12 protein-coding genes are annotated in these 13,581 nt (G+C 58.0%); 7 read left to right on the top strand and 5 right to left on the bottom strand.

What is annotated here, in order from left to right; genetic code table 11:
- The first annotated feature begins 145 nt into the window (after positions 1–145).
- The 5 genes from ACA060_RS14175 to ACA060_RS14155 all read left to right on the top strand — a co-directional run bounded on the left by ACA060_RS14175 (position 146) and on the right by ACA060_RS14155 (position 4,667).
- Positions 146–1,003, top strand: a complete 858-nt coding sequence (locus tag ACA060_RS14175; protein ID WP_497318039.1) for an SDR family oxidoreductase — start codon at positions 146–148, stop codon at positions 1,001–1,003.
- 283 nt (positions 1,004–1,286) lie between these two features.
- Positions 1,287–1,898: a Yip1 family protein gene (locus tag ACA060_RS14170; protein WP_109631161.1), complete on the top strand. Its 612-nt coding sequence runs from the start codon at positions 1,287–1,289 to the stop codon at positions 1,896–1,898.
- Between the two features lie 46 nt (positions 1,899–1,944).
- The gene (locus ACA060_RS14165) at positions 1,945–3,288 is read left to right on the top strand and encodes a cation:proton antiporter (protein ID WP_497318037.1); all 1,344 of its coding nucleotides are present in this window, start codon (positions 1,945–1,947) and stop codon (positions 3,286–3,288) included.
- 191 nt (positions 3,289–3,479) lie between these two features.
- Positions 3,480–3,776: a hypothetical protein gene (locus tag ACA060_RS14160; protein WP_497318035.1), complete on the top strand. Its 297-nt coding sequence runs from the start codon at positions 3,480–3,482 to the stop codon at positions 3,774–3,776.
- 414 nt (positions 3,777–4,190) lie between these two features.
- On the top strand, positions 4,191–4,667 hold the full coding sequence (locus tag ACA060_RS14155; RefSeq protein WP_109631154.1) for a PA2171 family ribosome-binding persister protein: 477 nt from the start codon (positions 4,191–4,193) through the stop codon (positions 4,665–4,667).
- 56 nt (positions 4,668–4,723) lie between these two features.
- Here the strand turns inward: ACA060_RS14155 and ACA060_RS14150 are convergent, their stop codons facing one another.
- On the bottom strand, positions 4,724–5,260 hold the full coding sequence (locus ACA060_RS14150) for a hypothetical protein (protein WP_109631150.1): 537 nt from the start codon (positions 5,258–5,260) through the stop codon (positions 4,724–4,726).
- 139 nt (positions 5,261–5,399) lie between these two features.
- On the opposite strand from ACA060_RS14150, the gene ACA060_RS14145 reads away from it, so the two are divergent.
- Positions 5,400–5,633 carry a hypothetical protein gene (locus ACA060_RS14145; RefSeq protein WP_109631148.1) on the top strand — a complete coding sequence of 78 codons (234 nt, stop codon included), beginning with the start codon at positions 5,400–5,402 and terminating at the stop codon, positions 5,631–5,633.
- A 12-nt stretch (positions 5,634–5,645) separates the two neighbouring features.
- On the opposite strand, the gene ACA060_RS14140 is transcribed toward ACA060_RS14145, so the two are convergent.
- The gene (locus ACA060_RS14140; protein WP_497318032.1) at positions 5,646–7,568 is read right to left on the bottom strand and encodes a hybrid sensor histidine kinase/response regulator; all 1,923 of its coding nucleotides are present in this window, start codon (positions 7,566–7,568) and stop codon (positions 5,646–5,648) included.
- Between the two features lie 146 nt (positions 7,569–7,714).
- On the opposite strand from ACA060_RS14140, the gene ACA060_RS14135 reads away from it, so the two are divergent.
- The gene (locus ACA060_RS14135) at positions 7,715–8,467 is read left to right on the top strand and encodes a DJ-1/PfpI family protein (RefSeq protein WP_497318030.1); all 753 of its coding nucleotides are present in this window, start codon (positions 7,715–7,717) and stop codon (positions 8,465–8,467) included.
- Here ACA060_RS14135 and ACA060_RS14130 read toward each other — a convergent pair.
- The 3 genes from ACA060_RS14130 to ACA060_RS14120 all read right to left on the bottom strand — a co-directional run bounded on the left by ACA060_RS14130 (position 8,448) and on the right by ACA060_RS14120 (position 13,401).
- Entirely contained in the window at positions 8,448–9,344 is an 897-nt protein-coding gene (locus tag ACA060_RS14130) for a zeta toxin family protein (protein WP_497318028.1), read from the bottom strand. The genes ACA060_RS14135 and ACA060_RS14130 overlap by 20 nt on opposite strands.
- Positions 9,345–9,472: 128 nt before the next feature.
- A complete protein-coding gene (locus tag ACA060_RS14125; protein ID WP_497318026.1) occupies positions 9,473–11,752 on the bottom strand; it encodes an ATP-dependent DNA helicase in 2,280 nt (759 codons plus the stop codon).
- Entirely contained in the window at positions 11,749–13,401 is a 1,653-nt protein-coding gene (locus tag ACA060_RS14120) for a VRR-NUC domain-containing protein (protein WP_497318024.1), read from the bottom strand. The genes ACA060_RS14125 and ACA060_RS14120 overlap by 4 nt, the downstream gene beginning before the upstream one ends.
- Positions 13,402–13,581 lie beyond the last annotated feature (180 nt).

Here is a 13,581-nt window from a genome sequence, read left to right as displayed (position 1 = left end):
GGATAAATCCCCTCACCACAGGTCGCTCCTACAAGGAATTAACGTGGATTCGGTGTTTTGTGAACGCACCGAAATCCAACCGAACTCAAGGCAAAACACCAGGGTCAACCCTTTGAATCCTGTGCCCCGAGATCGGAGATTTGCCATGACTGACTACCCAAAACCACCCTTCAAGAAACAAGCCCAGCCCGTTCCCGGCTCGCAAAAGAAAATGGAGCCGTACCCGGATTGTGGCGAACAAAGTTACAAAGGCTCGGGCCGGCTGGACGGCAAGATCGCCCTGATCACCGGGGCTGACAGCGGCATCGGCCGCGCGGTGGCCATCGCCTTCGCCCGTGAAGGGGCCGACGTCGCGATCGCCTACCTCAATGAACATGAAGACGCGCAGGAAACCGCACGCTGGGTCGAACAGGCCGGACGCCAATGCGTGCTGCTGCCCGGCGACATCGCACAGAAAGCGCAATGCCAGGCCCTGGTGGACAAGACGGTCGAGCGCTTTGGGCGGATCGATATTCTGGTCAACAACGCGGCCTTCCAGATGACTCACGAGAATTTCGAAGACATCCCGGACGAAGAATGGGTGATGACCTTCGACGTGAACATCACGGCCATGTTCCGGATTTGCCAGGCCGCAATGAAGCACATGAAGGCCGGCAGTTCGATCATCAACACCAGTTCGATCAACTCGGACATGCCCAAACCTACTCTCCTCGCTTACGCCACAACCAAAGGCGCGATCGCCAACTTCACCGGCGGCCTGGCGCAGATGCTTGGGCCGAAAAACATCCGTGTGAACAGCGTGGCACCGGGACCGATCTGGACGCCGCTGATCGTCTCGACCATGCCCGATGAAGAAGTGCAGGACTTCGGCTCGCAAACCCCGCTGGGCCGCCCGGGGCAACCGGTGGAAGTGGCGCCGATTTATGTGCTGCTGGCGTCGGACGAGGCCAGTTACATCACGGGCCAGCGCTACGGCGTGACCGGCGGTAAACCGATGCTGTGATCGATTTCTTGTAGCAGCTGCGGAGCAGCGCGAGGCTGCGTTCGGCTGCGGAGCAGCGCGAGGCTGCGTTCGGCTGCGGAGCAGTCGTAAAACCATTCAGCCACGGTGTTTCAGGTAAACCTTACGTGCCGGGTTTACGACTGCTTCGCAGCCGAACGCAGCCTCGCGTTGCTCGGCAGCTGCTACATAGACCTCAGCGAGCGCGCAAAAAAATGAACCCCTGACAAATCCCCCTGATCAATACATTTAGCCCCCCCATCACGGGCCGTTCGAGGAGGTCGTCATGTCCGCACCTATCGTCAAACTCTTCACCCAACCCAACTTCGCCTGGACGGATATTCGCCGCGAAGAGGAAGCACACCCGCGCCATTACCTCGCGCATTTGCTGCTGCTCGCGTTGATCCCTGCCGTCTGCCTGTTCATCGGCACCACTTATGTCGGCTGGAGCCTGGCCGAGAACGAAACCGTCAAGCTCAGCACCCAAAGTGCCCTGCAACTCTGCGTGCTGCTGTACATCACCATCATCGCCGGCGTGGCTGTGATGGGAGGGTTCATCCGCTGGATGTCGCGCACCTTCGACGCGCGGCCGACCCTCAATCAATGCATCGGTTTTGCCGCCTACACCGCGACGCCGTTCTTCCTGGCCGGGTTTGCCGGGCTGTACCCGAGTCGTTGGCTGGCGATTGCGGTATTGGGCGCCGCCTCCCTCTACTCGACGTTTTTGCTGTTTGTCGGCCTGCCAACCTTCATGCACGAACGCAAGGAGCAAGGCCTGCTGAATGCGGCGTGCGTCTGGGGCGTCGGCCTTCTGGTTTTGGTGACTATTCTGGTTGAGATGATTCTGCTGTGGTTCAACGTGCTGACGCCTGAATACCTGCGCGCGACGGTCGGTTGATCCCTAAAGGCCCACACACGCGGCCCACCCCCTGCGAGAACCGAACATGAGTTTCATTTTATGGGTGGCCGTGTTGGGTGCGGTACTGCTGACGCTGGCGCTGACCTCGTCCTACCTGCGCTGGATGCCGGTGACCACATCTGCGGTGTGCCTGGTGCTGGGGGCTGCCATCGGGCCGGCCGGGTTCGGGCTGTTGAAGCTGGACACCGCTGAGGCTTCGATCTGGATGGAGCACCTGACGGAAGTCGCGGTGATCTTTTCGTTGTTTGTCTGTGGCCTGAAATTGCGCTCGCCGCTCAAGCATAAAAACTGGAGGATTGCGATCGGCCTGGCCGGCCCGGTCATGCTGCTGACCATCATCGGCATCTGCTTGTTGCTGCATTACGCGCTGCAGTTGTCTTGGGGCGCGTCAGTGCTGATCGGCTCGATCCTGGCGCCTACCGATCCGGTGCTCGCCGCGCTCGTCCAAGTCAACGACGCGCGGGATGACGACAGCGTGCGGTTTGGCCTCTCCGGTGAAGCCGGGCTCAATGACGGGATTGCATTTCCGTTCGTCATCCTCGGCCTGCTCCTGCTGCAACACGAGGGTAACCCCGGCTGGTTTGGCGACTGGGTGTTGCACAGTCTGATCTGGGCCGTTCCGGCGGGTTTGCTGACGGGTTACTGGATGGGACGCGGCATCGGGCGCCTGACGTTGGCGCTGCGTATCAAGAATGATGACAGCACGCTGTCCCCGAACGATTACCTCGCCCTCGCCCTGATCGCGTTGGCATATGTCGGAGCCGAGTCAATCCACGCCTACGGGTTTTTGTCGGTATTCGCCGCCGGCCTCGGATTGCGCCAGGAGGAAGTCAGCTCCACAGACAGTGACGAACTGCCGGCCGAGCATTTGGTCCAGCCTGTGGTCGGTCACCAGAACGTCGAACCGCAACACGCTGTGCATGGCGATACCGACAATCTTGAAGACACTCAGGTCGCTGCGGGCATCATGATGGGGGACATGCTCGCCTTCGGCAGCCTTGTGGAGCGGGCCATGGAAGTGTTTCTGGTGACGCTGCTCGGCGTTGTGCTGATCGCTCACTGGGACTGGCGCGCCCTGCTGCTCGGCGGGGTATTGTTTTTCCTGATTCGCCCTTTGAGTGTCGCAGTGATGCCGTGGGGGCGATTGCTCGATTGGCGCCAGCGAATGTTGATCGGCTGGTTTGGCATACGTGGCATCGGCAGTCTGTTTTACCTGTTCTACGCCGTGAATCACGGGTTGGGCCAGTCTGTGTCGACGCTGTGTATGGACCTGACCTTGTCCGTGGTTGCGTTAAGCATCCTGATTCACGGGGTCAGCACGCAACCCACCCTCGCCCGGTATGAGCGGCGTAAGAAACAGGTTATTTGATTTTTTGTCAGCCTGTTCACGGTGGGATCCATCGAATTTTCGCGCTCAGATATTTGAAATCCCTGCGCAACCCGGTAGTCACAACCTTAATTCCGCCTGATTTTTCAGCACGGCGGGACCCGACAGGTTCGGTTCCACTGTGGCAACGATGCCTTCAAAAAGGGACCTCGAAATAGATTAAGGTGCCGGTCATGATCCAATGTTCAACCCCCGATCAAATCAAAGCCTGCCGTGCGTTCGCCCTGGAATGCAATCGCCAGATGTTCGAAGACGCCCAGGCGTTGAACCTCTGTGCCTTCGAGATGCTTGAGGGCGGCGAGATGGACATGGAACGGTTTGAACGCTATCGAGCGATGCGCAGGAAGGCTGATCTGAAGTTTCAGGAAGCGATCGAGCATCTGCGCGTGCTCAACGAAAATTTTCCGCCGATCCCGATGTCGGTGAACAACTCTCACCGGTTGCGCCAGCGGCTTGAAGACCGGGCTTGAGCCGCCGCCCACCAGGCGCGCCTCATTCTGCGGCTCACTGACTAAAGAGCCCGGCTATTTGCCGGGCTCTTTGCTGCCTGGTAGTCAGGTGTTACATCACCGGTACCGCTTAGACTGCGGCCCTCCAGTTTCAAGGTGGCAAGCACGGTTTCGGTGGTGCGAATCTGATCGGCGATAAGATGCTAAAAATTCACATTTTTCGAGGGAAAAATTCACGCCGCGAACTGCATGAGTCAATTTCCGGACTCATGCAGCCTGCACGACCTCAGTTCGCCATCAGCCTTTTCAACCTGTTGTTTTATATGGTTTTATTGATGAGTCAAAGTCGGCACGACAAATGCTCCAGGACAATGAGCGACCTACGGCCATGAGACCGTTTGCGCCCATCCCCGTGACTATTTGAGAGATTCGACCATGAACGCCATCGACCTGTTGAAAGCCGACCATGAACGTGTAAAGGGCATCCTGACCCAATTGAGCGAGTCCACCGAGCGTGGCGTTAAAAAACGCACCGAACTGCTGGCCAAGCTTGAAATGGAAATTGCCATCCATACCCGCCTCGAAGAGGAAGTCTTGTATCCAGCGTATAAAAAGGCCGGAGGCAAGGAACAGGACGTCATGTATTACGAAGCCAAGGAAGAACATCGCACTGTGGATTCGCTGGTGCTGCCGGACCTGAAAGTCACCGACCCATCCACCCCGGAATTCGCAGGTCGTGTGAAAGTGGTCAAGGAGCTGCTGGAACACCACATCGAAGAAGAGGAAACCGAAATGTTCCCTCAGGCCAAAAAGCTGCTGGGCAAAGCCACCCTCGAAGAGTTGGGTGCGCAGATGGAAACGCTGAAAGCCCAGTACAAGAAAGAAATGAGCACGCCTAATCTGGCAGCATGATTGGGGTGACTTATGTAAAGAAGCCCGGCATTTGCCGGGCTTTTTGCATGTGCGGATCAGCCGCCAGGGTTGGTCACCTGAATGTAAACCGCGTAGCTGCCCAGCAAAACCCAGAACGTCGCGAAGATCCATGGCGTGCGCACGGAAAACAGCAGCGATTTACGATAACCCTTGTGGGACGATTCCATTTCGCTGAACAGCGGCGACTCATCGTAAGCCAGCCCCATCAATGGCTCGCTGCGCAACAACTCACTCTGCTTGAAGTGCCAGTGATCGATGATGTCGTAGGCTGCACGAATCCCCGGCCAGGCGTTCAGCGAACTGAGCAGCCCAAGCAACGCAAGGAACGGCGGCACCACCAGGGTGAAGAGTTTTCCCCACTCGGGATTGAGGTTGGACATGCAGGACGCGAAGGCAATTACAAGAAACGATTGCGCTGCCAGGTAAGCATCGGTTCGATTGGCGAGGATGCTGGTTTCGTACTGGATTTCCCGGCGGTAGAAATCCAGGCGCTCCTTTGGTGAGCCGAACATCTTGGCGTTGTGCTCGGATAAAGCTTCTTCGGCGGCAGGTTCGGTCAGTATTCTGGGCACGGGACATACACATGGGCTGGGAAAGCGTTTAGAAGAAACCTTTCCGAGTAAAGTTCAGCCGGACTCAATGCGCGTTCGCTCGAACGCTACTTCGCCGCCGTGGTCCCCTCAGATACAGACTCTGACTTTAAGGACACGCATGGACTCTCTTGATTGGGTGCAATGGCCGGCAATGCTGGTCACGGTGCTGGCAGCGTGGTTGATCGGCTCACAAACACCCTCGCGCAGGGTGTGGGGCTTCAGCTGTTTTATCGTCAGCAACCTGCTGTGGGTGATCTGGGGTTACCACACCCACGCCTATGCATTGATCGTGTTGCAGTTTTGCCTGTGTGCCATGAACTTGCGCGGCTTCAGGAAGAACGCTAACGGCTGAGCGCAATGCGAGTCATTTCATGGCCAGGGCAATGACCTCCACCAGATTGAGTTGGGTAAAAGGTTTGGACAAACGCGGGAGTTCGGTCGCGAAGCCTTCCAGGCGTTCGGCATAACCCGTGGCGAGGATAATCGGCAGGTCTGGCCTCAGGGTCCGGATGGCTTTTGCCAGCTGCGCGCCATTCATTTGTGGCATTGCCATGTCGGTAATGACCAGGTCAATGTGCTGCGCGGTGTTAAACCACTCCAGCGCGTGTGCGCCGGACATCGCACTGAGCACCCGGTGGCCGAGGTCCTCCAGCAGCAAGCCGGTACTGGTCAACACCAGGCTGTCATCGTCCACGACCAATACGCACAATTGAGCCACTGGGTGTGCTTCCACTTCCGCTGCAGCGGGTTTGATGACCGATGTAGCGGTGGTCGCGGGTATCCAGAGTTCAGCGGTGGTGCCTATGTCCTTCTGACTCTTGAGAATGAATCGCCCGCCCAATTGCTCGATAAAGCCGTGGACCATCGACAACCCCAACCCCGTGCCCTTGCCCACGCCTTTTGTGGTGAAAAACGGGTCCATGGCCGAGGCCAGCGTGGCCTCATCCATCCCTTCTCCCGTATCGGTGACACTCAGGCAGACATATTGGCCGGCCTCCAGCATTAACGTTGATTGATCGGGGATTTCTTCGGTCCGGGTACTGATGACGATTTTGCCGCCGTTGGGCATGGCATCCCGGGCATTGGTGGCGAGGTTCAGCACCGCCAGTTCGAGTTGATTGACATCGGCCACGACCGGTACGAGGTCAGGGGAAAAGCGTGTTTCGAGCTGTACGGAAGGCCCGAGAGAGCTGCGCAACAGTCCGCTGATCCCTTCTACCAGCGCAGGTATCTCAACGGATTCGGACTGGAGTTCCTGACGCCTTGCGAAAGCCAGCATGCGCTGGGTCAGGGAAACGCCACGCAAGGCACCCTGGGTGGCGTTATCCACCAATCGAGTGACTTTCGGATCTTCTCCCACGCGTTTGCGTACGATTTCCAGGTTGCCGAGGATGACGGTCAGAAGGTTGTTGAAATCGTGGGCAATCCCGCCACTGAGTTGGCCGATGGCCTGCATCTTCTGCGCCTGGAACAGCGCTTCTCGGGTCTGCTCCAGGGCCTTCTGTGCGAGCGTGGCCTCTGTGATATCCCGGGTGATTTTGGCAAAACCCAGCAACGTACCCGTTTCGCCCCAGATCGGATCGACCACGACATGGGCAAAGAACCGTGTACCGTCCTTGCGCACGCGCCAGGCCTTGTTTTCGAAGCGACCCTCCCGCGTAGCCGTCTCCAGCGCGCGTTGCGGTTCCCCGGCTTCGCGGTCTTCAGGGGTGTAGAAGATCGAAAAATGCTGGCCGATGACTTCTTCGGGCCGGTAGCCCTTGATGCGCTGGGCTCCAAGGTTCCAGTTGGTCAGGCGTCCATCCGGGGCGAGCATATAGATGGCGTAATCGGTGACGCTTTGAACCAGCAAGCGAAACTGCTGCTCGCTTTGCTTGAGGGTTTCCTCGGCCATTTTGCGGTCGGTCAGGTCACGGGTGATCTTGGCAAAACCCAGCAGCTTGCCGTTCGGATCGATAATCGGATCGATCACAACGTGGCACCAGAAGTGCGAGCCGTCCTTGCGAACCCGCCAGCCTTCGCTCTCGAAACGGCCTTCGCGAGTCGCCGTATCCAGTGCACGCTGGGGCAAGCCGATGCGTCGGTCTTCTTCGGTATAGAACCGCGAGAAATGCTGACCGAGAATCTCCGCCTCTTCATAGCCCTTGAACCGCTTGGCGCCAGCGTTCCAGCTGGTGATGATGCCACCGGGGTCAATCATGTAAATCGCATAGTCCACCACGGCATCAATCAGCAGGCGAAAGCGCATTTCCTCGATAGATTTGGTTTTGGACTGGATATCGCTCATCGATCACACCCGTGACTATTGTTTTGTGGAGTATGCGACAAACCGAGGACTTGGTAAGCCAGAAAACGGTCGTGCACTGGAGCATAGCGCTCAGACCACCTATTCTCGACGCCAAACGCCATTCCTGGCGGTTTCAAGGCGCCCCGATGATTCTGATTCTGTTACCGACTTGCGACTACGATCCCACTGAGAGCAGCGTTCCGTGGCAAGCCATGCGCCAGGCCGGCATCGAGGTGCGCTTCGCGTCACCCGAGGGACTGCCCGCCTACGCCGACTCGCGCCTGGTGGACATCGGCTTCGGCCCATTGAACCCGCTACTGATGACACGCAAGGCCGACCTTGCCAGCTACGCCCGGATGATCGAAGACCCGACATTTCGCAATCCGCTGTCCTATGACGATGTCGACCCCGGCGAGTTCCACGGGCTGCTGATTCCCGGCGGACATGCCAAGGGCATGCGCAGCCTGTTGGAGTCCGAGCAGGCCCGACGGATTGTCCTGCACTTTTTCAAGGCAGACAAACCGGTCGCAGCGGTCTGTCACGGCGTGCTGCTGCTTGCCCGCACGCTTGACCCCGTCTCCGGGTTTTCAGTGTTGCAGGGTCGCAAGGTCACCGCATTGGTGGCCAATGCCATGGAACTGCCTGCCTGGGCAATCACCGCCGCCTGGCTCGGACGCTACTACCGAACCTATCCTCAAACGGTCGAAGCGCAAGTCACCGCCGCACTGTCCAGTCCGACGGATTTCCTGCGTGGGCCATTCCTGGCAGTGCGTGATTCGGCGGACCGGCCACAACGAGGTTTCGTCGTCCGTGATGGCCAGTTGCTGACCGCTCGCTGGCCGGGAGACTGTCATCGCTTCGCCGCCGAATGGATACGACTTATCGGTACACGTGTTTGACGATGTAGGCGTACAGGTCGTTGTAGGCGAAGTCAGGGACAAGCTGGGCGTAGGTTTGAGTTTTGAGTAACGCCAAGTGGCACTCCTTGATCATTTCGTCACGCTCGGCAGGGGTGTAGATGTCGTTGTTGATGATGTTGCCATAGGCGCTGTACAGGTTCGGCGCTGTCGAGGGGGTGCCATCGACAGCCTTGGTGTAGGTGTTATGCAGACGCAGTGCCCTCTCATTCAATACGCCGAGGCCGCGTTCATACACGGAGATTTGCGAGCCGCTAACAGCTTTCGAGGCGACCTCGAAGGCCAGAATGATCGCTCGCGCATTGCTCATGCTGGCGTCGAGGTCCTTGTAGGTGACAAATCGTTCAAGCTCACGGCTTTCCAGGCTTTTAAGTGCCCGCTTGATACTCGATACGTGAGCGAATTCCTGTGTGCAGGCAACGATGTGCGTTTCGAACTGGTAGTCGGCCGCCGTCGCCAGTGGCGCAAACGTAGCGAAACGGATGTCGTCGAACGCGCACTCCATGATGATGTTGTATTTGAGGGTAAAGGCTTCGGTGAAGATCTTGGTGCTGACTTCCAGGACAAAGGCCTCTGTATGTTCATAGGCATGCAGGACACTGATCTTGATCATCTCCGCGTATTGGGGGTGTTTTTGTCGATACTTGGGCAGGTAGAGGCGAACATAATTTTCGTAGCGCTCGGACGGGAGAAGTTTATTTTCCAACAGAAAGGTTTTACCCGACCCTTGCAATCCGGCAACCACCAGAATTTTGGGTGTCACCTCGGCCGTTTTACCGCGAAACAGCTCGGTTTTTATTTCATTGAATGCGGGGGTAACTTGCTCAGAGGTGTAAGCGTAATTCGGTGCAGCTGACATACCTTGATTTCCTTATCAAAGAACCGGCTGAAAAGTGATGCCGGCCCTTTGAATAAAGCTCGTACTCCCCGATTGTTCAAATGAGCGAGTCTTTCAAGATATATCACTGTTTTTAAAGGTAAAAAAACCTACGCAATAGAGTGAAAATGCGTCGGCTCAACCGCCCACCAGCGCGGCAACAATTGTTTAACCTTGCTATCGCCGAAGCGGTCATCAATCAGCATCACCACGCCTTGATCCTGCTGGGTGCGGATCACCCGTCCTGCCGCCTGCACCACTTTCTGCACCCCGGGATACAGGTAGGTGTAGTCATAACCGGCACCAAAAATCGCTGCCATTCGATGTTTCATCTGCTCATTGACCGGATTGAGCTGCGCCAGCCCCAACGTGGCAATGAACGCACCGATCAGGCGTGCGCCGGGCAAGTCGATGCCTTCGCCGAACGCTCCGCCCAGCACCGCAAAACCGACTCCCCGACTGTGCGCCGTGAACTGATCGAGAAAGGCCTGACGTTGCCCTTCCGCCATTCCCCGGGACTGTGACCACAGAGTGATTTGCGGGTGTCGTTCGGCCATTAACTGCGCCACTTGCTGCAAATAATCGAAGCTGCTGAAAAACGCCAGGTAGTTACCGGGGCGTTGGCTGAATTGCCGGGCGATCAGTTCGACAATAGGCTCGAGGGACGCCTGACGATGGACAAATCGGGTCGATATCTGGCTGACGATGTGCACTTTCAACTGGTCAGCATGGAACGGTGATTCGACATCGATGCACACCGTGTCCGGCGGTGTGCCCAGCAGGTCGGCGTAATAATGCCGAGGGCTCAGCGTCGCGGAGAACAGCACCGTGCTGCGCGCAGCGGTCAGGCGCGGGCGGATGAAACCGGCCGGCACCACGTTACGCAGGCACAGTTGCGAGAGGTTTTGCTTACGGTCAAGGTCGCGCTTGCTGATGTCGAACAGGAACTGCTCGTCGAAGAGCTCGGCCACACGACAGAACTGCAGCATGTCGAAGTAAAAACCCTGCAAGGCGCTGTCCAGGCCCTGGGGGTGGTCGTTGAGATAATCGCCGATGCTCGCGCTGCACGACGACAACGCCTGAAGGAGTTTTTCCGGTGCCTTGTCGTACGCCTGATACGGGGCCAATTGCAGGTTATGCAGGGCATTCCACTCACGATTGACCCGCTGCAACGGTTTTTTCAGCGCATCCGGTGCGGCTTTTCGTACACCGTTGAGGGTCGCCTGGTCCAGCGTGGCGCTGTACATCTGCCGGCCGCGTTCCACCAGGTTGTGTGCCTCATCCACCAACACCGCGACTTTCCAGTTATTGGCCTGGGCCAGCCCGAACAGCAACGCACTGAAATCGAAGTAGTAGTTGTAGTCGGCGACCACCACGTCTGCCCAACGGGCCATTTCCTGGCTCAGGTAATAAGGGCAAACCTCATGCGCCAATGCCACCACACGCAATGCGTTCTGGTTCAACAGGCTCAACTCACTGGCGGCTTGGCGGGCGGCGGGCAGACGATCATAAAAGCCTTGGGCCAACGGGCAGGATTCACCGTGACAGGCTTTGTCCGGGTGCTCGCAGGCCTTGTCCCGGGCGATCATCTCCAATACCCGCAGCGGCGGCGCATCGGGGCTATCCAGGATCACTTGCGCGGCGTCCAGTGCCAGTTTGCGCCCCGGGGTCTTCGCCGTGAGGAAAAATACCTTGTCCAGTTGCTGCGGCGCCAAGGCCTTGAGCATCGGAAACAACGTGCCCACGGTTTTGCCGATGCCGGTTGGCGCCTGAGCCATCAGGCAACGACCGGTGCTGACCGCCTTGAACACCGATTCCGCCAGATGCCGTTGCCCCGGACGAAAGTCGGCATGGGGAAACGCCAGTTGCTGCGCCGCGTGATTGCGCGCCGCGCGATGGGCCATTTCCTGTTCCGCCCATTGCAGGAACAGCTCGCCATGATGCTCGAAGAATTGCTGCAGTTCCCCGGCGCTGAAGACCTCGACCAGGCAAGTTTCCTTTTCGCTGACGATGTCGAAGTACACCAGCGCCAGATTGATCTGCCCCAGGTCCAGCTTCTGACACATCAACCAACCGTAGACCTTGGCCTGGGCCCAGTGCAATTGCCGGTGGTTGGCCGGTTGCTTGCTCAGGTCGCCGCGGTAGGTTTTGACTTCTTCCAGGCAGTTTTGCGCCGGGTCATAGCCGTCCGCCCTGCCCTTGACCTTCAAGGTTTTGTACAAGCCTTCGAGGGCGACTTCGCTTTGATAGCCTTCGCTTCGACGCGAGGCGACGGTGCGGTGCCCGACAATGCCCTCCAGCGCGGTCGGCGACGGAGTGAAACGCAGGTCGAGGTCGCCTACCTTGGCGGTGAATTCACACAACGCCCGCACCGCAATGCTGTAGCTCAAGCGCTCTGCTCCGCCCATTGCACATAGCAGACGGCGATCGGCATCTGATGTTCGTGACAGAACTCCAGCCAGCGCAATTGGTTGTCTTGCAGGCGATCGCCGGGGCCTTTGACTTCGATCATGCGGTAGGTCTTGTGCTGCGGCCAGAACTGGATCAGGTCGGGCATGCCGGCACGGTTGGCCTTGATGTCCAGCAGCAGACGGTTGAACCAGTGCTTGAGGTGTTCGGCGGGCAGGCAATCGAGCGCCTGATCCAGCAGTTCTTCGCTCAGCGCGCTCCAGAACACGAAGGGTGACTGCACGCCCCACTTGGCGACGTAACGTTCACGAATTGTCTCTAGATAGCGGCCGTCATCGAGTTCGGCGAGACACGCCTCAAACAAATCAGCTCGACGCGCATGGAAGTCCTCGTTGAGCAAGTCCACCGGCCCGCGCTGGAACGGGTGGAAAAACGCTCCCGGCAACGGGGCAAAGATCGCCGGCCAGCACAACAGCCCGAACAATGAGTTGATCAGGCTGTTCTCGACGTAATGCACCGGCGCCGAATCCTCCGCCAGATGCGCCTGAACGTAATATTCAACCGACAGCGCCAGATCGGTCCTTGGCAACTGAAGGTCCAGGCGCAGCATTTCCCGGGGGGACGGCCGCTTCATCGCCGGCCCGCCCAGTTTGCGCCGCAGCCTGGGCAACACACGCAGCAGATGCTGATGCTCGGTGGCGCTTTCCGGCGATTGTTCCGCGTGCATGGCCAAGTGCAGGGCCAACTGATATTCACCGCAGCGCTCCAGCACACGAATAAGTCGCACGCGTGCGCCGGGATAGACGCAGTCGCGGTAAATCGTCAGCGCCGTGGAGAAATCCGCCATGCGTTCGCAGTGCTGACCGATCTGGAACAACAACTTGCCGCGACGTCGTTGCAGCCAAGGGTTATCGAGTTGCAATTCGTTGATCTGCTCGACAATGACCGCCACGTCTTCACCGGCCTCGAAACGTTGCTGGCAGTGATGCAGGAACAGGCAGGCGTCCACGTCTTCACGGCAGCGCAAGCCTCGGGACTCGACGCAGAACTCGACTTTCTCATAGGTAAAGATGCCGAGATCGGCCAGCACGAACTCCGACCAATCCTGATACAGGTTGCCGAAGAACATCAGCCGCAAGCGGTCACACAGGTCCATAAGAGTCAACGTGAACAGTCGGTCGTTCAGCTGCGGGCACCATTGCGCGAAGCTTTGTGCTTCGCAAAACTGCTCGCTCAGGAACGCCAGCCATTCGGTCTTCTTGCCTTTCGGTTGCTCAATGACCGCACCGAAGCAGTGAAGAATCTCGGCCTTGAGCAGAACGTCGAACAGTTCCTCGATCTGCAACGGCGACTGATCAGAGATCCAGCCTGCCGCCAGCAACGGCTCGGCAGCGCTGGCAATGTCACCGATTTCGAGGTAACTCAATTTGCCGGCCCTGAAATGCAGGCCCTTGCGCATCACCATCCTGACCAGCAGCGCCCGGGACTCGCGGGGTTGCCGACGGAAATCACGGATGAAGGCTTGCTCCTCGACGCTCAGCACATCGGCATAGCGATGTTCAAGCCAATCAAGCACTTGCATGAAGTTGTTCAAGTAATAGAACGGGTCGTCGAGAGGATTTGCAGTCACAGGGAAAAAGGGCCATGGCAAGCGAGTACTGGTTATGCGTACAGATACCAGCTACGGCGTATCCTGTGCAAACGGAAAAGGATAAGCGGCGGCGCTATTTGTTTATTTTCAGGTGGCCATCGAACTTTCTGCCGTTCCACGGCACCAACCGGCATAGCGGCTTATTTCAAGCATTTGAGA

The organism is Pseudomonas sp. LBUM1671 (assembly GCF_059695685.1).
Note: the sequence above shows the minus strand (reverse complement) of the source record. Positions and strands in the feature narration are given on the sequence as shown.

Excerpts from the sequence above, each read along its gene's own strand:
- ACA060_RS14130 (WP_497318028.1), bottom strand. The coding sequence starts at position 9,344 with ATGTCAGCTGCACCGAATTACGCTTACACCTCTGAGCAAGTTACCCCC.
- ACA060_RS14140 (WP_497318032.1), bottom strand. The coding sequence starts at position 7,568 with ATGAGCGATATCCAGTCCAAAACCAAATCTATCGAGGAAATGCGCTTT.
- ACA060_RS14165 (WP_497318037.1), top strand. The coding sequence starts at position 1,945 with ATGAGTTTCATTTTATGGGTGGCCGTGTTGGGTGCGGTACTGCTGACG.
- ACA060_RS14155 (WP_109631154.1), top strand. The coding sequence starts at position 4,191 with ATGAACGCCATCGACCTGTTGAAAGCCGACCATGAACGTGTAAAGGGC.
- ACA060_RS14170 (WP_109631161.1), top strand. The coding sequence starts at position 1,287 with ATGTCCGCACCTATCGTCAAACTCTTCACCCAACCCAACTTCGCCTGG.
- ACA060_RS14135 (WP_497318030.1), top strand. The coding sequence starts at position 7,715 with ATGATTCTGATTCTGTTACCGACTTGCGACTACGATCCCACTGAGAGC.
- ACA060_RS14175 (WP_497318039.1), top strand. The coding sequence starts at position 146 with ATGACTGACTACCCAAAACCACCCTTCAAGAAACAAGCCCAGCCCGTT.
- ACA060_RS14160 (WP_497318035.1), top strand. The coding sequence starts at position 3,480 with ATGATCCAATGTTCAACCCCCGATCAAATCAAAGCCTGCCGTGCGTTC.
- ACA060_RS14145 (WP_109631148.1), top strand. The coding sequence starts at position 5,400 with ATGGACTCTCTTGATTGGGTGCAATGGCCGGCAATGCTGGTCACGGTG.